The organism is Ruegeria sp. CDSA034 (genome assembly GCF_059612275.1).
This window is the reverse complement of record NZ_JBXWQH010000010.1, coordinates 139419-164655: the sequence shown is the minus strand read 5'-3', so window position 1 is coordinate 164655 and position 25237 is coordinate 139419. Positions and strand designations below refer to the sequence as shown.

The 25237-nt window shown below is 53.8% G+C and carries 24 protein-coding genes and 3 pseudogenes; 17 read left to right on the top strand and 10 right to left on the bottom strand.

Translation table 11 applies throughout. The annotated features are described in order from the left end of the window. Together AC2FLJ_RS16420 and AC2FLJ_RS16415 are read left to right on the top strand one after the other, a co-directional pair. Positions 1-284, top strand: a 284-nt coding sequence (locus AC2FLJ_RS16420) for a hypothetical protein (RefSeq protein WP_282170428.1), incomplete at its 5' end; no start/stop codon positions are given. Positions 285-361: 77 nt separating this feature from the next. Then, on the top strand, positions 362-967 hold the full coding sequence (locus AC2FLJ_RS16415) for a YrbL family protein (protein ID WP_282121617.1): 606 nt from the start codon (positions 362-364) through the stop codon (positions 965-967). A 131-nt stretch (positions 968-1098) separates the two neighbouring features. Here the strand turns inward: AC2FLJ_RS16415 and AC2FLJ_RS16410 are convergent, their stop codons facing one another. Next, a complete protein-coding gene (locus AC2FLJ_RS16410; protein ID WP_496698991.1) occupies positions 1099-1752 on the bottom strand; it encodes a YrbL family protein in 654 nt (217 codons plus the stop codon). A gap of 481 nt (positions 1753-2233) precedes the next feature. Between AC2FLJ_RS16410 and AC2FLJ_RS16405 the strand changes: the two are divergent. Together AC2FLJ_RS16405 and AC2FLJ_RS16400 are read left to right on the top strand one after the other, a co-directional pair. After that, positions 2234-2796, top strand: a pseudogene (locus tag AC2FLJ_RS16405) (IS6 family transposase). A gap of 894 nt (positions 2797-3690) precedes the next feature. After that, on the top strand, positions 3691-4380 hold the full coding sequence (locus AC2FLJ_RS16400) for a glutathione S-transferase (protein ID WP_432653529.1): 690 nt from the start codon (positions 3691-3693) through the stop codon (positions 4378-4380). Between the two features lie 199 nt (positions 4381-4579). On the opposite strand, the gene AC2FLJ_RS16395 is transcribed toward AC2FLJ_RS16400, so the two are convergent. Next, positions 4580-5341, bottom strand: a complete 762-nt coding sequence (locus AC2FLJ_RS16395) for an IclR family transcriptional regulator (RefSeq protein ID WP_496706767.1) — start codon at positions 5339-5341, stop codon at positions 4580-4582. Positions 5342-5449: 108 nt separating this feature from the next. On the opposite strand from AC2FLJ_RS16395, the gene AC2FLJ_RS16390 reads away from it, so the two are divergent. The 5 genes and pseudogenes from AC2FLJ_RS16390 to AC2FLJ_RS16370 all read left to right on the top strand — a co-directional run. Next, a complete protein-coding gene (locus tag AC2FLJ_RS16390; RefSeq protein WP_496698997.1) occupies positions 5450-5980 on the top strand; it encodes a 2,4'-dihydroxyacetophenone dioxygenase family protein in 531 nt (176 codons plus the stop codon). Positions 5981-5986: 6 nt separating this feature from the next. After that, positions 5987-6721, top strand: a complete 735-nt coding sequence (locus tag AC2FLJ_RS16385) for an SDR family NAD(P)-dependent oxidoreductase (RefSeq protein ID WP_496698999.1) — start codon at positions 5987-5989, stop codon at positions 6719-6721. Positions 6722-6834: 113 nt separating this feature from the next. Then, on the top strand, positions 6835-7089 hold the full coding sequence (locus tag AC2FLJ_RS16380) for an aminotransferase class V-fold PLP-dependent enzyme (RefSeq protein ID WP_496699001.1): 255 nt from the start codon (positions 6835-6837) through the stop codon (positions 7087-7089). Between the two features lie 117 nt (positions 7090-7206). Then, positions 7207-7341: a hypothetical protein gene (locus AC2FLJ_RS16375; protein ID WP_282170421.1), complete on the top strand. Its 135-nt coding sequence runs from the start codon at positions 7207-7209 to the stop codon at positions 7339-7341. Next, positions 7325-7420, top strand: a pseudogene (locus tag AC2FLJ_RS16370) (IS6 family transposase); the annotation flags it as partial. The gene AC2FLJ_RS16375 and the pseudogene AC2FLJ_RS16370, both read left to right, overlap by 17 nt. A 260-nt stretch (positions 7421-7680) precedes the next feature. On the opposite strand, the gene AC2FLJ_RS16365 reads toward AC2FLJ_RS16370, so the two are convergent. Beyond that, complete coding sequence (locus AC2FLJ_RS16365) at positions 7681-8610, bottom strand: endonuclease/exonuclease/phosphatase family protein (protein WP_496706763.1); 930 nt, start codon at positions 8608-8610, stop codon at positions 7681-7683. Between the two features lie 64 nt (positions 8611-8674). Continuing rightward, on the bottom strand, positions 8675-10258 hold the full coding sequence (locus AC2FLJ_RS16360; protein WP_496706761.1) for an ABC transporter substrate-binding protein: 1584 nt from the start codon (positions 10256-10258) through the stop codon (positions 8675-8677). 133 nt (positions 10259-10391) lie between these two features. On the opposite strand from AC2FLJ_RS16360, the gene pdxR reads away from it, so the two are divergent. Beyond that, positions 10392-11912: a MocR-like pyridoxine biosynthesis transcription factor PdxR gene (gene pdxR, locus AC2FLJ_RS16355; protein WP_496706759.1), complete on the top strand. Its 1521-nt coding sequence runs from the start codon at positions 10392-10394 to the stop codon at positions 11910-11912. A gap of 328 nt (positions 11913-12240) precedes the next feature. Here pdxR and AC2FLJ_RS16350 read toward each other — a convergent pair whose 3' ends face one another. Next, positions 12241-12450, bottom strand: coding sequence for a DDE-type integrase/transposase/recombinase (locus AC2FLJ_RS16350; RefSeq protein ID WP_496706758.1), 210 nt, complete (start codon positions 12448-12450; stop codon positions 12241-12243). A gap of 726 nt (positions 12451-13176) precedes the next feature. Continuing rightward, complete coding sequence (locus AC2FLJ_RS16345; RefSeq protein ID WP_496699011.1) at positions 13177-13785, bottom strand: 3'-5' exonuclease; 609 nt, start codon at positions 13783-13785, stop codon at positions 13177-13179. A gap of 343 nt (positions 13786-14128) precedes the next feature. Between AC2FLJ_RS16345 and AC2FLJ_RS16340 the strand changes: the two genes are divergently transcribed. The 7 genes and pseudogenes from AC2FLJ_RS16340 to AC2FLJ_RS16310 all read left to right on the top strand — a co-directional run bounded on the left by AC2FLJ_RS16340 (position 14129) and on the right by AC2FLJ_RS16310 (position 21339). Continuing rightward, entirely contained in the window at positions 14129-14527 is a 399-nt protein-coding gene (locus AC2FLJ_RS16340) for a helix-turn-helix transcriptional regulator (protein WP_496706772.1), read from the top strand. Between the two features lie 363 nt (positions 14528-14890). After that, positions 14891-15289, top strand: coding sequence for a hypothetical protein (locus tag AC2FLJ_RS16335; RefSeq protein WP_496699017.1), 399 nt, complete (start codon positions 14891-14893; stop codon positions 15287-15289). Positions 15290-15959: 670 nt separating this feature from the next. Next, on the top strand, positions 15960-16235 hold the full coding sequence (locus tag AC2FLJ_RS16330) for a hypothetical protein (protein ID WP_496699021.1): 276 nt from the start codon (positions 15960-15962) through the stop codon (positions 16233-16235). Positions 16236-16289: 54 nt separating this feature from the next. Further along, a pseudogene (locus AC2FLJ_RS16325) lies at positions 16290-16715 on the top strand (transposase); the annotation flags it as partial. A gap of 608 nt (positions 16716-17323) precedes the next feature. Continuing rightward, on the top strand, positions 17324-18046 hold the full coding sequence (locus tag AC2FLJ_RS16320; RefSeq protein WP_496699023.1) for an alpha/beta hydrolase family protein: 723 nt from the start codon (positions 17324-17326) through the stop codon (positions 18044-18046). 1231 nt (positions 18047-19277) lie between these two features. Beyond that, positions 19278-20225: a LuxR C-terminal-related transcriptional regulator gene (locus tag AC2FLJ_RS16315; RefSeq protein ID WP_496699025.1), complete on the top strand. Its 948-nt coding sequence runs from the start codon at positions 19278-19280 to the stop codon at positions 20223-20225. Between the two features lie 121 nt (positions 20226-20346). Beyond that, entirely contained in the window at positions 20347-21339 is a 993-nt protein-coding gene (locus tag AC2FLJ_RS16310) for an MBL fold metallo-hydrolase (protein ID WP_282170410.1), read from the top strand. A gap of 749 nt (positions 21340-22088) precedes the next feature. Here the strand turns inward: AC2FLJ_RS16310 and AC2FLJ_RS16305 are convergent. The 4 genes from AC2FLJ_RS16305 to AC2FLJ_RS16290 form a co-directional block, all read right to left on the bottom strand. Further along, a complete protein-coding gene (locus tag AC2FLJ_RS16305; protein ID WP_496706755.1) occupies positions 22089-22385 on the bottom strand; it encodes a hypothetical protein in 297 nt (98 codons plus the stop codon). A gap of 26 nt (positions 22386-22411) precedes the next feature. Next, on the bottom strand, positions 22412-23161 hold the full coding sequence (locus AC2FLJ_RS16300) for a hypothetical protein (protein WP_480683278.1): 750 nt from the start codon (positions 23159-23161) through the stop codon (positions 22412-22414). Between the two features lie 63 nt (positions 23162-23224). After that, entirely contained in the window at positions 23225-24865 is a 1641-nt protein-coding gene (locus AC2FLJ_RS16295) for a sulfatase-like hydrolase/transferase (protein ID WP_496706753.1), read from the bottom strand. Positions 24866-24889: 24 nt separating this feature from the next. Continuing rightward, complete coding sequence (locus AC2FLJ_RS16290; RefSeq protein WP_496699031.1) at positions 24890-25132, bottom strand: hypothetical protein; 243 nt, start codon at positions 25130-25132, stop codon at positions 24890-24892. Between the last annotated feature and the right edge of the window lie 105 nt (positions 25133-25237).

Sequence of the window (25237 nt, the reverse complement as noted above, 5' to 3'; positions counted from 1 at the left end):
GTCACAAAATGGGGCAGAACAATCAGCCAAATCACTCCATCACTCATAACAACACCAATCAACGCTGCAGTGAATTAACAGTGGACATGGCGTTGTCATATTGGCTTCACCCTTATCAACAAATGCTGATGCTCGGGCTTTTAGGGCAGAATGATGGGGTACGGAGGCGCGTTAAACATCTGCACAAACTGGGCTTAAGAACAGTACCGCTTCACTATCGATACGTTCCGCAAGATGCCGATACTAAATGTCTGGTTTCGGCATCTGGTTGTCCTCAAACATGAAAAGGACTAATTGGAGGCCTTGGTTTGAGAGGATGGCTGTAATCGGTAATCTTCTTTATTAGGATCGGCAAAACAACATGATAGACTTAAGTAAAATTCGGCCATTGCGAAGAAGCCGCAACTACGAAATTTATCAGCATCCGTTTATTGAGCGCGCGCTGTTGAAAGTCCGGGTGGATGAACCGGTGCGTAACCACGTAATTCCTCGATATGCCGAGAGGCGCTATGGCAACCTCCGTCAATGGAACCGGGAAGCAAACGAATACTTAGCCGCGTTGACACGAGGCTGCCCCGAGATTGAACGCCTTGCGGATTTTATGGGGTATGCTCCAACATCTCAAGGACCAGCGCTGGTGGTCGAAAAGATGACCGGTCCTGATGGCGATTTGGCGCCAACGCTGGAATCGGAACGGGCCGCATTGGGCGATGACATATCAGAGCGCAAACAGCTGCACAGTGAATTCATGGAACTCATGGACGACCTTGAACGTGGCCGGATTATCGTGGGCGACCTAAGTTTTGAAAACATTGTACGGGCGCAAGAGCGCAATGGAAAACTGGTCGTTATCGATGGCTTGGGCGAAAGAGTGCTGTTTCCGCTGACGCTGGTTTCTGATTTAGCATTCCGCAAGTCCATCGAGCGTCGCCGGACGCGCATGGGCCAGGCATTTGGTCTAGGCTAATGACACCCGCTCTACGGCAATCAACCGGCGTCGATTTGGCTTTGCTGCATAAGCCACCAGCTAAATAGGCGCCTTCCCGGCCTAACCAAACAAGGACCTGTTGGACCTAATCAACAGGGCTTGTCAGACGACTAGCTCTTTGCCGCGTCTATCAATTCAAAGAACTTTTTTCGAACCTGGCCGAGCTTACGGTCATTGTAACTACGAACCCATCTTCGCAGAGGAATGACTTGTTTAGACCCAAAGCTGTCAATCCAAACCCATCGCCCGGATCCGTCGGGCCATGTTTGATAGACAAGATTGCCAGTGTTCTTGTTGCTTATGATGACGCGTTCATCTGACAGTTGGTCGAAGTGACTATTGAGATCGCTCAAATGCTGAGGGGTGAGACGATCTTTGGCAATCAACTGACCCAGACTTGGGGAAAGCTGTCCATCCGGATCAGAAATGCGTTCATAGACAAGCGCCAAACCTTTGTCTGTCGGTGCGGTGCCAAACACCCTGCAAACGGGCATCACTTCCGGACTTTCCTGATGGCGGATCATCAGAAAAAAGGCTTCATCAAACTCACGCATGAAACCCTTAAAAGCGGTAGCTCTGCGAAACAGTCGGTCATACCACTTGTCGGTTACAAGCCTCGAACCTGCATCCATCGTGTGAGGTTGCGGAACCTTTAACAGCAACCCCTTGTCAAATGGGTGTTCATATACGAATTGCCTGTTTCCCTTCGCGATAACAGGGTTGTTTCCTAGTTCAAGCAGAGTGGGATTTTGTTGGCATTTCATATTTTCTGTTTAAGTTGATTCCGAACCAGCGCAAGTTGTTTTTTGACCATTGAAATTGTTAGGTTAAACGCCGGAGACAATTGCGATCATGATGCTTGGAGTTCAAGCTGCACAGGGACGGTCACCATCTTGATTGTGGCCGGGAACCTATGGGGTCGCCGCAGTATCCGTCGCTATGCCCCAGCGGATGCGCCCGATCTCAGGAAGGGTCAAGTCCAAACGCTGACCACCTGACTGTACCATCCGACACTCTTTGCAAGCGATGACAAACAACTTGGAAATACCGGTGCGGTGTCCTGAGTTTTCAGATCTTTCGACCCTTGCGCACCCGTAATTTTCCGTTTCGAGGAGGTTTCGGCTATCACTTCGTATTCATAAGCCAGCACCGGCGGGTAGGGCTCTATTGCAAACTTTTGGCTGTTGACGCGCTTAGCTTTAGAGCGTGGATGGCTTTCGATCCCAGCTAGTCGAAAGTCAGTTCATAATCTCTTTCAAAGGCGCGCAATATCCCAAGGATGTGATCCTCTTTGCTGTGTTTTTTATGTCAGATACGGCGTGTCCTGCCGTGATCTTGAAGAAATCATGGCCGAGCGTGGCGTTGCAGTAGGTCATACGTCGCTGAACCGCTAGGTGACAGAATACGCTGGTGCCATCGCCGAACTAGCGCGCAGACGTAAGGGGCCGTGTAACCACTTCTGGCAGATGGACGAGGCTTACATCAAGGTGAAAGGCGCGTGCGTTTATCTCTTTCGAGTCGTTGACAAAAGCGGAGCTAAAACAGCTGGCATCAAGGCCATAAACAAGATGCTAAAGGGCTTTGGATGCCCGATGCTAATTGAGATGCTCAGGCGGAAATATTTGAATGGCATTGTGGAACAGAATGATTGATTTATCAAAGGACGAACCCGCCCGATGCTCGTCTTCAAGTCCTTTGCTTCAGCTTCAGCCACTCTGGCAGACATCGAAGTCGCGCACATGATCCGAAAAGGCCAATTCACACCTGGACTTTGCCCCTTTCAACAGGTCGAAGAACTGGCGGCCTGACACCGCAGGTCGGATGCATTTCTCCGAGCTGTAGGAAACTTCGCAACAGAACCTTTCATGGGTGCCATAAGGATCATTGTCCTCGGTCAACCCGTCATATGCTTGGACGGCCTCAAGACTGGCCTTAAAGACTCTGGCCCTTCGTTATCGTTTGCCGTGGTAAAGATCCAATGACCGCTGCTACCTGCAGTTTCACGCTTGCGGAATCCATCATTCCGTTCCGAAAGCCGGGCGCTAATCTGCGCTTGTGACATGGTGGTTTCTGCGATTTGTGCATTCATGATAAGGTCCTCCTTCGACGATACGTTGGCCGATATGCACCCGGCTTGTCCGCCATCGTTTGAGTTTGTTCCAATGGACCAAAGGTGTGGGTTTCGCCCTAACGTCCATTGGCCGTGAGACATCGAGACCGGCACCTTTTCCGCGTTTTTTCCCTGGAAAGGAGCGGGGCCGATGGAAAAGACCCGTTTCTGATCTGAGGGCTGGGCGTCAGGCTGAAATTGGAAGAATTTGGGAGGGGCCCGCGCTCTGTGCGTGGGAGGAACCGTGATTTTCATGGTTTCTGTTTGAGGCGAATTGAAATGAGAAATTGGAGCCGGACCAACGGTGCGGCTCTCTCTTCGCGCCTTGCCCTGGACCGGTTCAGATACGAGAGATTTGACCCCCTGGCGCCCAAGGAAACAAGCGCCGCAGACCGCAAGGCGGTCAGCTATCGCAACGATTAGAGTCACGGTGAGCCGCGCGCCCCGCGCGAATTTTAACACGCCAAAGGTATGACACCGTCAGTGGTTGGATGCGTTGACTTGTTCCCAATTGAAAAATCAATGGATCACGGCATTTAGTGTCACATAATATCCAATTCTCAATATGATTGCGTTTAAGCAGGAGTACCTATTGGGAAACGATGTGAGGTTTGACCAAGCTGGTAGATTGGAGATAGATCCTCATATGGCTCACCACCCTATCTTATGGACATTCCGTCGCTGCCCGTACGCGATAAGGGCCCGCCTCGCATTGGCGAGTTCACGAGTTACAGTCGAGCTGCGCGAAATTCTCTTACGGGATAAGCCAGAGGCTTTCTTAAAAGTATCCCCATCCGGAACAGTGCCCACGCTTCGACTTCCAGACAAAGTTATAGATGAAAGTCTGGAAATCATGGTTTGGGCGCTCCAACAAAATGATCCACAGCGGCTTTTGGACATGCCTCAAGAAGGTTGGGGTCTGATTACGGTAAATGATGGTCCATTCAAGGCGGCTTTAGATCATACAAAATACACCACGCGGTATCCGGATTTAGACGCCAATGAGGAACGCAGGAAAGCGGCAAGCTACTTGCTCAGCCTCGACGAGAGGTTAGTCGGGAAGGCCTGGCTTTTCGGAGATCGCCCCACCCTTGCCGACCTGGCGCTTCTACCGTTTGTGCGCCAGTTTGCGCATATAGATCGGGCATGGTTTGACGTTCAGGAGTGGCCGAATCTAACAGCGTGGCTGGATCAATTCCTGGACAGTGAGATATTTTTGCTTGTGATGAGTAAATACGCAACTTGGTCAGAGGGCGACTCTCCGATTTGGTTCAAAGGCTAAGTCGAACACGTCGTATCTCGACCCACAGCCGACATCCAGCAGCCAACCGAGATGCTGCAGGTGCACCCCGCTTTGCCGCCATTCGCTACACCGACAAGATCAGAGGGCTGTCAAACTCAAAGATTGCGAAACCAAACAGCTGTTTATCGCAGTGCTGCTATTGGCCCCGTTGGTGAAATCTTGGGTGCAAGATTTAGATTCAGCTTTGAAACTCACCGTCGGACAACTCTCGAACGCAGTCCAGTAAGGCGCTTGAGTATCGAGACGTTTCGTCTTTCAACCGAAACAACGGCACAGATACGCTGACCGCAGCAATAGGTTGGGCATTTTCATCCAGGATGGGCGCGCCAAAACATGCAATGCCGGTTTCGTTCTCCTGACTGTCAAAAACGAACCCCTGCGCGCGGCATTGATTGATCTGCGCGCGCAATTGAATTGGATCCGTGGTTGTGAACGGGGTGATCGATTCCAGAGTCGCATTTTCCAGGAAAGCGGCCAGCTTTTCTTCAGGCAAAGCCGAAAGGTAGGCTTTGCCGACTCCGCTGGAGTGAAGCGGGACAAACGTGCCTATGGTCGAGTTCATGCGCACCGTCTCAAGGCTTTCAATCTTGTCGATGTAAACAAGCCCTTCGCCACTTGGCACCGCGAGATGTACGGTTTCACCCGTCTGATCCCTGACGCGAACCAAGGCATCCTGCGCCCTCTCACGAATGTCAGACTTGGCCAGCGCAGAACGGGCAAGATTGATCAGGCGTGGACCGGGTTTGTAGCTTTTGTCCTTTAGTTGCACGATCAGCCCTTCGGACTCCAAGCCATTTAGCAGGCGATACAGCGTTGGACGCGTAAAGGCGCATTCATCCAGAAGTTCGGCCAGTGTTGGCGGGTTTCTGCGATCGCAAATATGCTGCAGCAGGCTGATGCTACGCGCAAAGCTTTGGGTTCCCGGGACCTGTTTTGCCATTCCTACCTCTCTGATTGACGGGGCGTCTTGACGGTGCATATTCTATATATTGCAAACGATGTCCACATTGTAGAACAGTAAAACTGATCGCAATGGGTAGGAGCCGAAATGCCACTGACCGAAACTGACGAAAATCCGCGCGTGCCATACAAGCATCCGATGCCGCAGGATGCCTTGCCCGAGATTGTGGTCCCTGACGCGTTGGCCGAAGATGATCCGCGCATGTGGGTGCAACAGGCTGAGCACGCATTTTTTCGCCCGCTTTGCCTGAATGTCTCGCAAGGCTACTGGATGAACCTGCTGAAAGTCACCAAGTCCGGTGTTTTGTCGCGCCACCGCCATGCCTGCCCTGTGCATGGTTTCGTGCTGAAGGGGCGCTGGCACTATCTTGAGCATGATTGGTTTGCCGAAGAAGGCAGCTATGTATTCGAACCGCCCGGAGAGACCCACACACTTGTTGTGCCCGATGATGTCCAGGAAATGATCACCTATTTTCAGGTCAACGGGGTGATGTACTACTGCGATCCCGACGGAAATCACCTGGGCTATGAGGATGTGTTCACTAAGATCGATATGTGCCGTGCGCATTTCGAAGAGGTTGGCCTTGGCGCTGACTACGTGAAAAATTTTATCCGGTAAGACATCATGAGCAATGTAACCTATGACTTCGCAGGACGTACCGCCGTTATCACCGGCGGGGCAGCCGGGATCGGAGCCGAAATCGCAAGCCATTATGCGGCTGCCGGCGCCAACGTGGCGATCTGGGACCTTTCAGAACCAAATGACGCCCCCGCGGGTGCAATCGCTTGCAAAGTGGATATCAGCCAACCAGACCAGATTGCCTCAGCAGTTGCAGAGACCAGAAAAGCCTTCGGTGGCATAGATTTTCTGTCTCACAATGCGGGTTTCGCCGGCCCAACACTTCCGGTCGCGGAAAACGATCCGGCGGTCTGGGCCCGCGTAATTGAGGTCAACCTGATCGGGACTTTTTACTTGGCTCAAGCCATCGTTCCCGTGATGCAAAAGGCTGGCTTTGGTCGGATCGTCAACATGGCCTCGCTTGCAGGCAAAGAAGGCACCCCTAACGCCTCGGCCTATTCGGCGTCCAAGGCAGGCGTCATCGGTTTCACCAAGTCGATTGCTAAGGAACTGGCGCAGACTGATATTCGCGTCAATTGCATCGCACCCGCCGCCATCAAAACGGCGATCTTGGATCAGATGACGCCAGATTTCGTGCAAATCATGATCGACAAATCCCCCATGAAACGCCTCGGCTGGGTTGAAGAAGCAGCGCGCATGGTGATGTGGCTAAGTTCCGAAGATTGCACATTCAACACCGGCGCAGTCTTTGATCTCTCAGGTGGAAGAGCGACCTACTGATGGCGCACGTTCGGGATTTTACGCCTGGCCCCGTGGAAGTGGCTGCAACTGTGGTGGCGGCACAGCATGGCCCCCAGGGCCTGTATGTTGTTCCCGATTTTTCATAGGCCTACGTGCGTGCAGCGCTGTCAGAGCAGAAATACGACCTCCTCTGTTTTACCCATTTTGAAACTTCGACCGGATTGCAGCACCCGGTCGATGCCCTCGCCAAAGTCGCCTCAGAGGCGGGCGTTCCTATTATGGTCGATAGTGTCAGCGCACTTTGCACATATCCCGCGCATTTGGATGGCTGGGGGGTGTCGGTGATGACGGCCGCCTCGCAGAAAGGGTTGGGCTCTGTACCGGGGGTCGGGATGATCGCCGTTTGAGATGAAGCCTGGAACCTGATCAAAGCGAAACAGTCTCCGCGCGACGGCTTCACGGATGTAATCCGATGGCGGGATCAATACGACGCCTCAAGAAATTGGCATCCAAGCCTGACATCCATGCCCGTGGCGGTCGTTCACGCGCTGGACGTCGCGCTGGATGACATGCTGAAAGAAGGGCTGTACACCCGCTACGCCCGTCACGCCGAGGCACGCGATTTCTATCGCGATGGTCAGGCGGAAGTATCTAAATAACATCGTGGAACAGGACTATCGCCTCATCAAGAGACACACTCGACCGATGTTAGGGTTCAAGGCCTTTGCTTCAGCGGTGGGTTCGGCACAAGTGTGGGTTTAAGTCGTTCAAATTCAATACGGCCACGCTTGTTAGGATCCAAGTCGTCAACATGATCCGGGAACAGCAATTCTCTAGCGCAACGAACTCGAGCTTTCGGATGTCTGCTGGGATTACAGGATAACTTCGCCTGCCATAACGTCGACGCTGGTCTATCAAAAACTTTGCGACACAAGCCAGCAGGGATCTCATCTGGCAAGTTTTGGATATGGAATCCATCAGAAAGTTAGCGGAAAATGCTAACATTCAATGCGCAGATCGACCCAATAAGGGCGGTGATCGGAACCAGTTGCGCTGCAATCCACCCAGGCCCTCTCTACTGAATGGACCAAATCAGGAGTGATCAAACAATAGTCCAGCCGCAAAGGCTGTGCAGGTGCGCGATCAGGCGGGTCGGGCCACCACGTAAATCCGTCGCCATCGGATCTATTCTTTGCAACGACCCAGCTGTCCGCAAGGCTGTCCCAGTGTAGGTTGTGACCGGTCGCTATGTCAGGTTCGCCGGTCAAAGCAGTGTATTCCGGACTGTCAGGAACTAAATTGAAATCGCCCAGCATAATTGTACTACTGGGGGCTTTCGGCTCATGTTCACCCTGAGACCAATCCATGGCGTGAAAATTTGCCAACTCGATAGGGTCATGCTTCGGTGCCGATCCGGTCCAAGATCCACCACGAGCCCGCGCACCCTGATGCAGGGAAATCAGGTATTGCACCTGCAGCAACTTTTCTCGCCGGGACGCAGACGATAAATGCAGAGAATAGACCCGCAGCGGACCGCCCGGGGTATCCAGGATACATTCCAGCGCGCCAGTCTCCATCCCAAGGCTGCAAGCGGTAGCAATCTTGGGTAGCAGGTGGCGGCGCACCTCCAGGATACGGTATTTAGACAGCAACATCACGCCGAATTGGCGACGGCGGTTTTCAACGCGGCCGTCTGTGCCGAAGCTGCTGGCGTCCATGTCGAACGCCGGAAAATAGCTCCAATGGTAGTCGGGCAGGAAACCCGCCAATTGTGTCGGCTGGTCTTCCATGCCACTGCGACGCCAGTTGCGCTCGACCTCTTGCAAGGCGATGATGTCGGCGCCGCGCACCTCATCGGCGATACGAGCGGAATCATAAACCCCGTCCATACCCAGAGTGTAGCGGATATTGTAGGTTACCAATTTCATGGAACTGCTCAATACAGCGACGGGTTGTTTTGGGGCCGCCCACCGCTGTTTTCCGGAGCTTTGATTACAGCAGCCAAGTCTTGACCAGTGCGCCGTCGAACATGGTGCCACCACCCGGATCGCCTTCCCAACCGCCGATCTGTTCGCTGACCCCATCGATAAAATCATTGAACATCGGGATAATAGCGCCGCCTTCGTCGCGCACCATCAGACCCATCTCGTGGTAGAGCGATGTGCGCTTGATCGGATCAAGCTCTGCCTTGGCCTGCAACAGCAGTGCGTCGAAGTCTTCGCGCTTGAAGCGAGTATCGTTCCAGTCGGCATCCGATTTATAGGCAGTGGAGTACATCTGATCCTGCACCGGACGGCCTGCCCAATAGGACGCGCAGAATGGCTCTTTGTTCCAGACTTCGGACCAGTAGCCATCGCTAGGCACGCGCTGGATCTCAAGCGGGATACCTGCCTTGGCCGCACTTTGCTGATACAGCGCTGCGGCATCCACCGCGCTGGGGAATGCAGCGTCCGACACTTTCAGCACAATCGGTCCATCGTGACCGGATTTTTGGTAGTAATGGCGGGCTTGATCCGGATCAAAGCTGCGCTGCTCGATATCGCCGGAAAACAGCGGATAAGCAGCGTTGATCGGCATGTCATTGCCTACGCTGCCAAAACCGCGCAGCACCTTGTCGACCATCTCCTGCCGATCGACCGCCAGTTTCAGCGCCATTCGCAGGTCGTTGTTGGCAAACGGCGGCGTGTCGGTGTGCATGACAAAGACATAATGGCCGCGGCCCGATATGGTTTCGATCCGCAGGCCAGGCGCGCGACCCAGCAACTTGGCGATCTTGGGCGACACCCGGTTGATGAAATGGACCTGACCGCTCTGCAGCGCTGCCGCGCGGGCGGTGTCATCGTTCAACACCAGGATCTCAATCTCATCGGCGTGGCCTCGGCCCTCGTCCCAATAATTGGCGAATTTTTTGAATGCGTAGCGGGTGCCGGCTTCGTTGACCTCGACCGTGTAGGGCCCGCTGCCAATGCCTGCAGCCGGGAGCGCCATACCACCATCCGGCTGAACCACCAGGTGGTAGTCCGCCATCAGGTATGGAAGGTCTGCATTTGGTGTATCCAGGGAAACGCTAAAATAATCGCCATCCACCTTCATCGACTCGATGCCACGCATGATACCCAGCGCACCAGATTGTGCCTCTTCGTTTGAGTGGCGCTGCATGGTCTTAAGTACGTCGTCCGGCGTCAACGTTTTGCCGTTGTGAAATTCCACACCCTTGCGAATCTTGAAGGTCCAGGTCTTTGCGTCATCGGACGCCTCAACCGACTCCGCCAGGCGGGGAACAATCTCACCCTGAGGGCTGACTTCCACTAACAAATCGCCAAAGGCCGTGAGCACATTGGCTGTCACGGAACTGGCTGACAGTGCCGGATCCAGGCTATCGGTGCTGGCGCCGCCTTGCAGGCCCGCACGGATCATACCACCCTTTTTCGGACCTTCGGCGCGCACTGCAGAGGCCAGAAGGCTGTTAGCGCTGGCAGCGGCCACACCCAGCGCGCCAAGGCGGCCGATGAATTCTCGGCGGCTTGTGAAGCCTTTGGCCGCCTGTTTCACATAGTGATTGATGATGTCAGACATGTTTTCCCCTGCTGGCTGCACCGGCCCCAGCAGGGCCATACAGCCTTCTTGTTGTTCATGTGCCCAAGTCAGGGCATTCGCAGATTTGTTGACAGAAAGTGGCTTTATTTACTACGTCCATTTGGATTAAATATTGCAAACCAATTTGGAGTTCGCACGTGCCAGGGCAAACCAAGCATTTTGCTCCGCTGCCATTTTTGAAACTGGATCGCGAGGTTGGCACACCACTCTATCTGCAACTGGTTCAGCACCTGCGCCGGATGATCCAGAACGGGGAAACAAAAAACCTGGGCAGAAACTGCCCTCAACCCGCTGGCTAAAAGAACACCACGGAATAGCCCGCAGCACCCTTGTCGCCGCATTTGAGCAATTGGCCAGCGAGGGTTACCTGCAAAGCCAAACCGGTTCCGGAACTTTCGTCAACCCGGAGTTTCCAGGCCTAAACCCCAGCGTCAGGAACGTGCCGGAAACCACCCTTCCACCAAGGTTATCGAAGCGCGGCCAGGCGGTAACAGAGGGCCTGGATTCATCTTACTTTGATCCGGTCATAGTGCGCCCCTTCCGGGCCAACATTCCTGCCATAGATCTGTTCCCACACAAGATCTGGGGCCGGATCGAAAACCGAATCCGCAACCGGCTCGACAGTACGATGATGGCCTATGGCCAGCCCGGTGGTTTTGTGCCCCTGCGTGAGGCAATCTGTGATTACGTACTGAACCGGCGCGGCCTGAAATGCAGCCCGAGTCAGGTCATTGTCACTACCGGCTCCCAGCAGTCCCTGAATCTGATTGCTGCTCTGCTGCTAAACCCTGGCGACAAAGTGTTGATGGAGGATCCATCCAGCCCGGTGGTACGGGCTACCTTTCTGGCTCAAGGCGGAGCCGTCGTTCCTGTCCCGGTGACTGAAACCGGTGCAGCCGTTCCGCCTGACGGCCCGAATTCTGATGGGGCACGTCTGGCCTATCTGACACCCTCCTGCCAGTATCCTTTGGGCGCCGTGATGCCGATAGCCCAGCGGTTAGAATGGATGGACTGGACCCGCCGCAATGATGCCTGGCTCATCGAGGACGATCTGGACAATGAGTTTATGTTCGGCGGACGCCCTGACCCGGCGATCTACTGCGACGACCACCATGCGCGTACCATCTACGTCTCCAGCTTCAACAACGCGCTCTTCCCGTCGCTGCGGCTTGGCTTCATCATTGCACCCCGGGCGCTGGCCAGACCGCTGATGGCGCTCAGCGCCGTCACTGACCGCGGCCCCAACACATGGCTGCAGGCGGTGTTGGCAGAGTTTATTGAGCAGGGACATCTGAACACTCATATCCGACGCATGCACAGTGCCTATACACGTCGCCGCAAAGCGATGATTGACAGCTTTGCTCGCATTGCCAACCCGCTTGTAACCTTGCACAAGAACACTAGCGGGCTGAGAGTGATTGCAGACCTGCCTGCCAGCCTGCCGGATACGGAAATGCTGGATGTGTTGGATGCGCACGGCGTGGCGGCCTATGCGCTCTCATATTATTGCATGCAGCGGCAGGACTTGAATGGGTTATTATTGGGTTTTGGCTGCACCCATGAGGATGACATTCCGGCTGCGGTTGCGGGTCTTTGTTCATGTCTCTCTGAATTCAACAACAATAAAATTTGAGGAAGCAGACTTTCACCTGAACAAAGTATTACCTTTTTGGGACTTGGGCATTGTCAGGTTGTTTTCATTGACTGAGAGTTGCCATGCCGAGATGGTTTAGGCGGCCTGTTGGCCGCTGTACTGAGTCCACAGATTGACGGTATCCGCTCGTGAATGGCGATAAGAACAGGCTGAAAGACGGTTGCGTTTGGGTCGGAATGGGGCGGCGGTTTGATCGTGGACCGACAAGAACGGTTGCGCCTGAGAGGGTGACTTGAACTGGCCCATAACCTTCTGTCACCGCCTCGTATGTCCGTGCAAAGCCTCAACGCGATTGTTCAGGCGAAGATCAGTCTCCCGGGCCGCTTCTGCCATCGCAGCGCGGCAAGAACGTAGTCTGTCCGTGATGGTCACGCGCGGTTACCCAGGTCTTGAACGGCTTCCTGAATAAGCGCATCGCGGCGGCCTTGTCGCGACACGGCTGAACAAGGATATCAAGTGCGTCGCCGTTGCCATCGACCGTGCGCCACAGCCAATGTTCTCGACCATTGATAGGCACTACGACTTCGACGAGGTGCCATTTGTCCGCCGGACGTAGCCGATGACCGAACGCGGGAAACGGAAACCCCTGAGGCGGGACAGATCAGACTGATCCAACATGGCATCGCGCTACAACCACAAACCCATTTTTACAACCTGGCAACGCCTTCTAACCACCAGGCACATCTGGGTTAGTCCCAATAGTTTTCGATATGAGAGATAAATCCGGGAACAAAAACACAGCTCTTTGACCCATCACCAAAAAACTGATTGGCGACATGCACGCCTCCACTCTTCACATAGCGCGTCGTTGGCAGCATTTCTTCCCCTGCTCGACAGCTTCCAACTTAGCCAAGATGCATCTGGGTACGGTCGCAAAAATAGTTAGGTAAAAAAAACAATTGAATGGATTTGAGTCGCGCCTAAGTTACGTCTTAAGCAGTGCGTGCCCAGGCACGACGAGTTTTTACACCATAAAACCAAACGTGTGGGTGGCTAAAAATAAGTGAGAAAACCAGCTTGCTATCATGCGCAATCCTACCTGCTCGTAACTCGCAATTGTTTTGTTGTGTTGCAGGAAACTGGTGATGAAACCACGCTCAATGGTCAAAACGACTTGACCCATTCTAGACATTCGAACACTGCAAAAATTGGGATGACTGCTTCAGCAGAGCCGGACTTCGGACACTGCGCAACATCGCACTGTTAGTTCGCCGTTCAGCAGGACCTAGAAGACCTTGGCCGCTTATCTCTCGGATGGATTTCCGAATTGGAAGTTCAACTGGCGGTTTGTCCTGAGGTAAGACAACGGCGTCCCCAAAGCCTCCTCTGCTTTTAAGATCACAGAAGCCGAAGCACGGGCGTCTTCACCTGCATCATGGTGATGAAACTCAAGGCCGAGGTATTTCTTAAGATTTGCCAACCCGTGCCCGCCGGCGCCCTTCAAGGACGGCCATGCCCGACGGGCAATCGACACGCTATTTGTCCAATGCGACGAGATCATTGGCAGCCCATACCGGGTACAAGCAGCCGTCATCGCCTGTTCATCAAACGTACTGTGTTGCACAAGATTGTGGGTGTTCAGGACTTCAAACAAGGATGCGTAAACCGTTGGGAATGTTCCAGCCCCAATCACGGTTTCGGCAGAAATCCCGTGAAGCTCAGTATTGAAAACCTCGAATGGTCCCTCGGGGTCAATCAGTACAGAATAGGTTTGCATGGAACCAGTGTCGCTAACAAAACAAAGCCCAATCTGGCATATGCTACCGATAGAATTGCTCGCCGTTTCGACGTCCAACGCAATAAATCGAAAAGGTCCGGCAGGCGGCGTATTAAGATGTTCAAATTTGTTCAATGTGTCCACCGTTTGAACGCTCTGAATCTGTCGGATTTCCTCAGCTTTCGCTGCCAGTTAGACAACTGAACATCATAGTTTTTGCAGGTCGAATGGGTCTTGGCAAGCCGTTCTAGCGCGCAAGGAGTTTAGTCTGCCTATACGACGCTTCACTCACGGCCCATACCTGCCGTTCAACGAGCAGCGCAAATGCCGTGGTGCGTCCGTCAAACCGAATTTTCGACCTGAGCGCTATATCTGGAGGTGGTCTACTAGCACTCTGCGGACCAAGCGCCGATTCGTTGCAGACACACGAATGGCGGCTTCAGTAAATTTCCCTGCTTGATGTTGGGCGGCAGAGAAGCTGATCACCAAGCTGGAAACTGTCGCACCTGACAAGTACCGGACGTCGTTTCTTCAGCCGGATGAAGTACTGGGAGCCGCGGCCTTTCGCCTGGCTATTTGGCGCCGCCAAAAGATAGCCGTTAAATATTTGGAGCACTCAAGCCAACAGACCCGTCGTGTGATCTGGCCCGTACTGCTGGGTTATCGGGACACCAGCCGCATCATCGCTGCATGGTGCGAGATGCGAGAAGGCTTTCGGTACTTTCGGACAGAACGGATCATTAAGGCGGAGGTCCTCAATGACAGCATTCCTCGGCGAATGGACCTACTTCGTGCAGAGTGGCGTAACGCGGCGGATGCAGAACGTAAGCGTTATGAAGAGGAGGCAAAAGACAAGGGTTCCGAAGGACTGCTTTGAGGAAGCAGCAGCGCAGCGGCAGGTTTGGGCCGTCCTCGTGTCAGTTTTTAGCCAGGCAGAGGGCTTTGCCGCGATGGCACCGAGGTCCGTAAGGAGCCCTTTGTGCCTGATGCTGCTTTTTGCCCAAATGTCGGCTGTTCGAGCTTTGTCGATTTCCACCTATTCAGTTTCGCGGAGGGCCGTAGCGAAGTCAAATTTCACCGGACAAAGGCTGCCGTACTGCGGGAGGTGCCGCCGACGGGCGGAAACTTGATGTCTTTTCTCAAAACCTTGACGTGCCCGCACAATAAATCTGATCTGCGGATTGCCAAATTGGTCTCACACACAGCGCATCAACAGCGCCAAACCGAAAGGGACCAAGAAATGAAAAAGACACTGATCACATCCGTCACTGCACTCGCCATTGTTCTGAGTGCTGGAATGTCCATGGCCGGTCCGTTGCGTGACCACGGTCGGGGCGGGAATGTACATGATGTTCGCTCAACGATTTCGCAAGCAATCAGCCACTCTGACCGGATGGCCAAAACCCAACAAAGCAATAGCATGGCTGACGGTCGCTTCGCTGTGACATCAAAGCAGGATCTGGGTCAAACCAATCTCTCCTCGACCCAGCAGCAGAGTACATATGGAACGAACTGGAGCTCGGAATTGCCCAATGTCGTAGCCATCGGTATTGCAGACGGTGGTAGTTACACTTGGATTATAGGAAATACGTCGGGTGGCGGCCTCGATGATAACCCAACCTGGATGCACCACCGGTAGCACATTGCGGACCTAGGCGGGTCTTCCTAGAGGAAACGCGACATGCCGCTATTTATCACCGGGCCCGGACAGCTAGTACCAGGATCCCGGCTGAACCGGTCTCTCTATGAGGCCGGTTCAGCACATTGTCCATACGGTAAGAGCGCAAGGAAATCGACCTCGACCCAGTCCAAACTTTCGGCTGGTACAGCGTATTTTTCGCGGTTGCGCGTGTTGATTTATGCCCATTCAAATTGGCGAGCGGTTGCCTCAAAGCCAATGCCTACCTGGCAGTGAACGCCCCACCAGATATTGCACTGTAGGCGGGCGCCAATTTGATGCCTTCCCTCAAAACCTTGACGTGCCCGCGCAATAAACCTGAGCCGCAGATTACCATGTTTATTGCACACACAGCGAAATGAACACGCTTAGCTGGAACGTGCTAAATGATGAAAAACGTAATGATTGCATTCGTCACTGCATTCGCTATTGCTATGTGTGCTGGAATGTCCATGGCCGGTCCGTTTCGAGGCCATGACCTGCGCGGATAAGCACAGGACGTTCGCTCCGCAGTTTCGCAAGCACATAACCACGCTGGTACAAAAAATGTCAGTGATCGCAGTGTTTTGACACACAGCGATGAACGTCGATATGACACAGTTTTCCCTATGGGAGAGGTTGCAGCGGACAGGTGTTTGGCGGGCTGGAATTTGGCATCGACCATCTGTCATCAGGTGTCGGTAACCGCTTGGCCAGCGCCGATATCTCGGCCGTCGGCTACGATGCTACCCTCAGAGCACTTTTGGTTGCGGACAGTCAGTTTTATATCGACGGTCAGCTGCGCGATGGGTATTTCGACAGCCAGATAAGCCCGAACGGTGAGGCCGCCGTGGATGCCGATGACAGCGGGTATGAGATTTCCATTGATATTGGCACGCCTGTTCATGCTGCTGAACGGCGTTGTTGAAGAACTCGACTAAGGAGAATTCACAATGTGAATCCATGTGATTAGGAGGGCGGAATGCCAAAGCCGACTCCCACTCGCCATCGCACGAAGAACTGGGCCAACTACAATGCTGCTCCGAGAATGCGTGCCTCGTTGTTGATTTGGATTGATCGGGGATGACCAGGCTGGCGCGGCCCGAAAGCTGTTCAAGTTGCCTCTGCGGCAGACTGCAGGTGTGGTTGCCAGCCTGCTGGAGTTGGCAGGGCTGAATTCACTTCGAGCCGCTACAGCGGTAGCCCGGTCCTGCCGGACCTGATCAACCAAGTCCCGGAAGACCAGCAGATCGGCACGGTGACTGCCGATGGCGCATATGACACCCGACGATGCTACGCGGCCATCATCGAACGACAGGCCACCGCAATCATCCCGATCCGCAAAAACGGGCGTCTTTGGAAAGAGGACTGCCCGGCGGCCAGGCTCCGGAACGAGATCCTCCGCGCCGGTCAAGGGGCCAGCGCCGCGCGGAACGCGCGTCGTCTTCTCGACAAAATTCCGGTTCCTACCCCGCGTGAGGCACGCGTGGGTCCCTCCCGGATTTGGCCGTTCCGACCCCTTGACATTTGTGGAACGTCACAGATCTTTGATCTCACTCGATGCCCAAAACCTTAGTAAATCAGTGAAGCGCATCCTTCAATTCTGACCCAAACGTCAAGCATTTTTGACCCAACACAAATAGCAGCATTCATCGACACTGCGGCCAATGCCCCATTCTCTCAGTCGCACTACAGCGATCAATACTTAGGGTTCGGGCGTTGACAAGCTCTCGGCCGGGCTGCGCTGTTAGACGGCGATCACCCAGTGGCATTGCACGTGCCAATCATCACCAATGTTTAACTCAACCCACCAAGCAGACAGAGTATTGGGGTCAGCTACCTCTCGTCGCTAGTGCCGTTTCGAACCTGCCAACAAGAAATACCTAGTGAATTAAATATCAAATTTCATTGTCACCGAGTCTCAAAAATTGATTGGTATTGCAGAAACTTTTGACGCCTCGTTCAGCTCAGCTAGAGTGCCACAATGTTGCAGCCAATTTAAGGATCGGGGACCGGATGCCTCAATCGATTTTTGTTCTTGTGCATGGCCTCTGGCATGGCGGTTGGTGTTGGTCTCGGGTCGCCGACATCCTCCGGACACGGGGCCATCAGGTTCACACGCCGACCAATACCGGTGTCGGGGATCGGTCACATTTGATCAACGCAGAGATTACCTTGGAGACTTTTGCGCGCGACATCGAACAGCATATCTTGTTTGAAGACCTCCACGACCTGGTTCTGGTCGGTCACAGTTTTGGCGGTGCCACGATTTGCGGAACCGGCGATAAGGTGGCTGAAAGGATTTCAAAGGTGATCTATCTTGATGCAGCAATATTGCAGCCGGGCGAGAGCTGGTTCGATTTGCTGGATTCCGAAATTGCCCAGGCCCGCCAGGATCTGGCCAATCAGTTCAGCAACGGCCTTAGTTTGCCCCCGGTTGACCCGGAAATTCTGGGTTTGACTAAGGCGGCGGACATCGCTTTCCTGAAGCCGCGCTTGACCCCACATCCTTTGGCAACGTTAAAGACGTCATTGGCCATGCAAAAGCCTGCAGGAAAAGGGTTGAACCCCCATTATATTCACTTGTCAGATCCGCCCTATATGCCTGCAAACGGATCGCTCGACCGCGCGAGGCAATATGGCTGGCCCATTTCCGAAATTGCCGCCTGTCACGAGGCGATAGTAACCGCACCATTGGCTGTTGCCGATGAATTGGAGCGCATCGCGAACGAGAAATGACAGGATATCTCAAGTTCCCAATCTGGGTGAGTAAAAGCGAATTTAGTACACGGCTAGTGTTGTGATCTGGTAGTCAGATCTTCGGTATCGCTACTGTTGAGCACACAACAGTACTAGCCTTGACAGAATGGGCGTTGATCTTGTGCGGACACCAAAAACCCTATTGGCGCCGCAGGTCGGGACGTTCTCAACGTGAAGCAAAGTCAGTTCAGATCAACCGAACAAATTGATAATCACCCGTCAATTACTCACTGCAATAATGCGCCAGTTTTTGGGTAAAACCACCGTGACTTGCAGGCGAAGTCCAAAACCGTCGGGGCCCCCGCGTGGGCTTTCAGCTCAACACGTTGCGCCACTGCAAAGCTGAAGCGGCAGTTAGCGCCCGATTATGTTGCTACTTCGCTTCAGTGAGTGCCCGAACGATACAGACCCCTTGAGACGTATTTTTGCCGTCTGCCAGAAAAGCCAACTCTGCAGCTCTTTTAGACTTTGATGACTGGAGTTCAGCTCGGGCTTCGGGTGAGAGCAATGCAACCATGCACTCAGCCAGTAATAGGTTTTGATTGTCAGTCATGTCGCTATGCGACAGGTATTTCACATAGCTGTCTGTTGCCAGCTGGTCTGCGGACACAAATTTTGCCGGTATCAACACGAGCGAGCAGATAGTAGCCAACCTCATTACTTTCACTGTTCGTAAGTTCCTGAGCGGTGTTTGAGCTTTGGCTGACGCTAATAGAAATCGCGCTTCGGTATACAGGCTCTGTCGGGCCTGGCGCCTAACAGAGTACGCTTGTAATCGGCGACCAGCTTTGTCACCATTAGATCGACCCCAGTATTCGTACGATACCAACCTATGTTCACCTGCAAGGACGGCCCAGAGCCGGCATCCAACCCATTGTTTTGATGCTGCAATCGCAACCCGTATCGCAGGCTTTCGCTGCGCGTGATCGAAAAAGTAGCCACGGTGATCTCCGAAATTCTGTTGCCTTGTGTTTGGCAAGGGCAAGGGAAACGATCGGCGGCAGATTATGCTCTTTTTTTGGCATCGAACCATCGTTCACGGCACGTATCTATCATTCAACCGGCGGGCACCGGACTGTGCGGCAAGCGCACGCCTTGCTGAAGCAATAGGGCTTGATCGAAGGGCAATCGGCTTATTCTAATTGTTCTGCTGCTAGGGATTGGTGATGGTGGTGCCAAGGCAGCAAGTACAAGGGGCGCTGTTCGGCCAATGTTGAATATTCCGAAAGAAACGATCAATAACTGGCAGAGAATTGTGAACCTCATCGCCAAATTGGCGGATGTGCCTGCCAGTCTGGTGATGCGCACCCACACCCCCGAACACTCAGTCTTCGTCAGGAACGATACTGCGGACCACCCTTATGACGTCGGGCTGTGTTTCAGATTGAACGAAAAACTCTACTGCCATGGCGTTCTGGAACAGGGCGAATTGGTGGTGGAAGACGCGCAGTACGATCCCCGATGGGCGGACAATGACGACATGGAACACGGTATGAGTTTCTATGTCGGCTTCCCGCTCTACTGGCCGGACGGGTCTGTGTTCGGGACAATTTGCGTTTTGGACTCGAAACTGAACCGACGTGCTCTGATGTTCCGCGAAGGGCTGAAAGAGTTTGCTCGCGTGATCGAAGCGGACCTTAAACTGCTTGTCGAAGCGGACCGACGCGTTCAGCTTGAACGACAACTTCAGGAAAGTCTGGATCAACTGGAAACACGTGTCGAAGAACGCACCGCCGAGTTGGAAGAGGCAAACATCGCCCTGCGCGTTTTGCTGCAAAGCGTTGAGCGGTCGCGCGATGACTATGACCAGAACATCATGCGACAGATCAAAGGAGTTGTCGCGCCGACTTTTGCCAAGCTGCGCAGCCGGGTCATAGGAAACGATGCGGCGCTGGTCTATCTTGATATTCTGGAAGAGAATTTAAGATCCATCACTGCCTCGATGTCCGACGAAAAGCGGGATGTGTTCGAACAGCTGACCCCGTCCGAACAGGACATCGCCCAAATGATTATGCGCGGCCAGACCACAAAAGATATTGCTCAGGTTTTGTCGCGTGAGCCGAGCACAATCGAGTTTCATCGCAACAACATACGCAAGAAACTGGGCTTGCGGAAAACGGGTCAGAACCTGCGTACCAAGCTGCGGTCCCTGCAATAGGTATGGGGGCCAGCCCCATGATTTACTCTTGGTTTTCTCACACTCATCTGACCGACTACCGTTGTTACCCTTTTGTCCATGGTGCCAATCCGGGTGCCGGGCAACAACAGGGAAACACATAATGGAACGAGAAGACCTAAAGCTGGAACCGACATTGGTGAATGGCAAGAAAGACGATCTGACGCCAGGCCTTTCGCGACGTTCTTTTTTCATGGCCGCCGGAGCAGCAGGAGTGGGCGGTGCTGCGTCTTTGTTGTCCAGCACATCGGCTCAGGCGCAATCGACAGACTGGACCCAGCCGGGGAACAACAATGGTGTTATCGAATTGCAGAAAACCACGGGCACTGCTGTCGATGGCGATCTGGGGATCGACTTCTACGGCCATTGCGCGCTGAAATTCACCTCGCCGAGCGGGGCGACGGTGTTGTTCGACCCATGGCGCGATGACCCGTCCGGTGCCTGGGGGCTGTGGTTCAAGAATGAATTCCCCGAGGTGCCAGTGGACATCTGCATGTCCACCCACACGCATTTTGACCACGATGCCATTCACCGCCCGGTCTCAACTATGGTGCTGGACCGGATGGTTGGAAACTTTGAGTTTGCCGATATCAAGATCACGGGGTTTGCCGACAAACACGCGTGCCAGGCTCCGGGTTGGTACAATTGGACAAACGCCTTGGCTGAATTCGGCGTTGAAGCCTGCCCGCCCAATAATGTTAGCCATATGGACATGGTGGTCTATGTGATCGAGGCCGGTGGGTTGCGAACCCTGATCTGGGGCGACAATAGGCACAACCCGCCGCAGGAATTCTGGGATGCCATCGGGGAAATCGACATCCTCACTCTGCCGGTGGACGGATCGCAACACATTCTCAGTTATGGTCAGGGCGATGATATCGTGTCGCGCCTGAACCCCAAAGTTATCATTCCGACACATTATCTGAGCGAGACCACCAGCTATACCCTGACCACCTTGCAGGACGCGGATGAGTGGGTGAAGTCCCAACCCAGCTACAAGATGTTGGACGGCGCCAATCTGTCGCTGAACGCGGCGGACGTTGCAGGAATGGACAAAGAGTTCATGTATTTTGGCAACCACGCCCAGACGGGGTAACGGCTGGCTTTGCGCCCTTGCTCAACTCAGTAGAACGGCCAGCGAATTTTTCCGCTGGCCGCTCGTAGTTTCAAAATTTGTTTTCGAAAATAACATAGCTCGGCGAATTTCAGTCGAATTGAAGGCTCGCGGTCCAAACCTGCCTTTCACCGACCAATCAAATGCTGCGGTCGCAGCCTGCTTCGCCGTCATTCACTGCAAGTGCAAAGTTACGTGCACGCCGGAAGCCGGGAGCGCAATAGAGCTGCCCTTAGAAGAAATACTTGATGCCAAAGTAAGGCCCGTGCCGGTCGGCGTCATAGGCGAATTCTCCTGAACTCAGCATGTCGCTGTAGTCGACGCTGAAATAGCGGCATCCAAATGTGAGGGCGGTTGTCTCTCAGGGTTGGAAATCAAAACCAACACTCGCACCGATTTGAAGGTCATTTCCGCCAGCAACGAAGCAATTCCGGGCCAGTTTTGGCTCAGTCGCCACATCCCGCGCTTGCCGATTACGGGTTCTATCCAATCCTGATCGGCGCCCAATACAGGCGGATTGCCAGGCGTCGGAGTGGAGATGTCTGTTTCCTAACTGATGGAGTTGTACCTCTGTCCCGCCTGAATATCGATTGCATACCGCTGGTTTTTTGCACCAAATCCTCCGTCAACGATACGGTAAGCACCTAGCACGCCAGACCATTTTGACGCACGTTTACGTTCAGCTCGGCACCCATCGAGCCAGGCAGCGTCGTATCCTGTTCGATGCCAACTTAGTTGGCGTCGACGATTATTCCAAAATCCCCATTCCATGCCTCATACCGTCCGGCCGCTGCGAAATCGAGCACGTCCAGCACGTCACCGAGATCCAGATCCAAGTCAGCGGATTGTCCAGCCACGGTCGATGTCCCTGTGGTTCTTAGGGGTGTGAACAGATAGAACGCTGCACCATGACGCCAGCCGGTTTCGTCCTGATCCGGCGCGGGCAGTGATTGAGCACCGGCAAGTGTCGGCAGCGTAAGAAGGCCGGTCGCAAGCGTGATTGCGCCGAGTAGTGAGAGGTGAGACATAGCTTTGTCCTTGGGGTTCATGAAACTTAGTAGTTGAATCTGAGCCCGATCCCGATGCCTTGGTCATAAGGGCGATCAGCGCCGATCCCGATCAACACATCTGCATAGAGGGCAATACCGGGGCTGAGATTTTTGCCAATCTGAAGCTCAGCGGTTGCAGGCCAGGCGTCGTTTTCCCAATCATATGGCGCTTTGATATCTGCTTTGGCCCAATACCCATCACCGAACGGCTGAAGCGCAATCAGGCGCATTGCAGTTTGGCTGACATCGGTCGACCCATTATACGATGCGAAATGCTGGACCAAAGGGATCAGCGTCATGCCAGTGTTTGTGTTTGCAAAGGCAAAGCCACCAAACGGGGCGATCTGATCCGACCCGGTGCCTATACCTTCCTCGGGGTCGCCAAAATCAAGGATCCACTCCAGCCCGAGCGCGGATTTGACGGCCCAAGTGTCATTCAGGGGTTTTTGTGACGGGAAATAGATCAGCTTGAAGCTGGTCTTTTCAAACCCGTTGAACCTCTCCCCGGTCGCATTCGTCGAATTGTAATGGAGCTCATATTTCAATTTCAGATCAGGTCGCAGCATGTATGCGCCATCAATGAATGCATCCTGACGGTCTGCGCCGCCCTCCAGATCAAAATACTGATAGCGAATGTCCGTGTTGTTGACCGCAGCCAATGGGTTTGACGCGTTTTCCTCTGCTCCGGCAGCGCTACCCGCTATCAGCAACGCGGACGTCAGGATAGAATGAATGAAAAAATGGCTGGCCATCATGTACCTGAAAAGTTCTCGTGCGATTGATGAGATGGTGGCTTTGCCACCACCGTCCCAAGTTCGTTATTGCCAGCTAGAAAAGACTTCCCTGGTTAGTTCGCTTTCAGGGCGAAGGTTCTCGATTCCTTCATAAGGAACACCCTTTCCGAGTGGCAGATGCGGGTGTTTGGCAATGGTTTTCTGATGGCGCTTGACCATGTCCTGAAAAGACGCCCCGGACCATAGGGAGTACCCGATAAGGGGATGTTCCTCGCGTGGGTCGCGGTAGACATTGAACACGGGAGCCGCTGCGCCGGGTTGGCCGGGGGCAGGCAGATGCATCTTGAACTCCTGCTTGACTACTGAGCGCAAGACCGGCCCCTCGTACACATAGACGTAATCGCGGCGCGAGTTGCCTTCGCCCTCAAGCAGCAGCGCGGTCTGGTCAATCCCGTCAATCACACGGTCGCGCGGAATGCGGTCGGTTGCCCCTGCAATCCGGGCAAAGGTAGTGAACAGATCCGAGACATGCACGATATCACCAGCTGCGCTTCCCGGTTCGATTGCTCCGGGCCACCGGATAAATGCATCTGTACGCACGCCGCCTTCCAGGTGCTGGGTCTTGCCGCCGCGATAAATCAGCTGGTTTAGACCTGATGTCCCCTCGTAGTGATACATCAAGCCATTGTCAGCCATGATCATGACGACGGTGCTGTCTGCCTTGCCAGTTTCATCGAGCTTGGCCAGAACTTCGCCAATCCAGCCGTCCAGAACCTGTAATTTGTCGGCATGGAAGCCACCATTGCGGGAAACGGCCTCATCAGGGTAGGCAAAGTTCAGCGGGTAGAGCGGCCAGTACTGCATGAAAAACGGGTCGTCCTGCGAAGCCAGCTTCTCCAGCTGCTCCAATGCCTGACGCTGATAGCGCAGGTTCATTTCCTCGTATTTTGCCTGTGTCCATTCTTCGCCCGGCGCTATGTCTACTTCGCGAGCAAGGCCGCCCGCTTCACCTTCTACGCCAGTTACCAGCCCGTAGGGTTTGAACCGCTGGTCCAATTGAAACTGGTTGGACTGACCCGACGCATGGAAGCCAAGCATGTTGTTGGCAACCATCGCATCTCGTGTCATCAAGCTGAGCTGAACCTGCTGATGCAAGGGAAAGGCCGCCCAGTCAAACCCCTGATTGTGCGGGTAGGATTGTTCAATATCGCCCTGATGCCATTTCCCGACATGGGCGGTGTTGTACCCTTCTTCCTTCAGGATTTCGGCAATCGTCACCTCTTCGGACGCCAGGCCTTCACCGACCAGAGCAACCTTGACCTCTTCCACGCCCGCGCGCACCGGGTGTCGGCCGGTCAACATTGCCGTTCGTGTCGGTGTACAGGACGGCTCGGTATACATTCTCATCAAGGACATGCCTTCTGTGGCAAAATCGTTGATGTTGGGTGTATCGAAACCGGTGACGTAGTTCATCGTCCGGTTGCCCATCTGACCGAAACTGACATCGTCAATCAGAATGTAAAGAATATTAGGTGGTTTGCCGCCATTGGCGCCGCGGATCTCGGAAAGCTTCGCTTCGATCTCCGTATCCTGAGCGTCCCATTGTTCGCCAAATTGCGCGCGGAGAAAGTGGAATTCTCCATCATGAATGATGGGCGCATCCTGAGCGAAGCCCGCGCCAGCCATCAGCACCATGGCAGAGGCATGTTTCCATATTGATCTCATCGGTATCTCTTCCCCATTTTCGAATTACATCTTTCCTGCGCGCCGCAGGGACTGGGCGATTTCATCCCTAAGACCATCCAGGGTCTCGCTGATGTCGCATTGAATCTGATACGATTGGCTTCCCGGCTCAGCATTCATGGAGAGATACTCGTCGCTGAGAAGCTGGTAGTCTTGGCAGATCTCATCGAACACAGTGTCCACGCGCCGTAAGTCCGCAATTGCGGCCTGGTGGTCGGGAAACAGCGTATCAAGTTCGAGGCCTTTCAATTTCGATGTCTCGTTCGATAGATCAGCAGATATACTGGAGTGTTGGACGAATTCACTTTTAACAATAGGTATATCGGGGCATAATACGGTGTAGTCATGGATGTA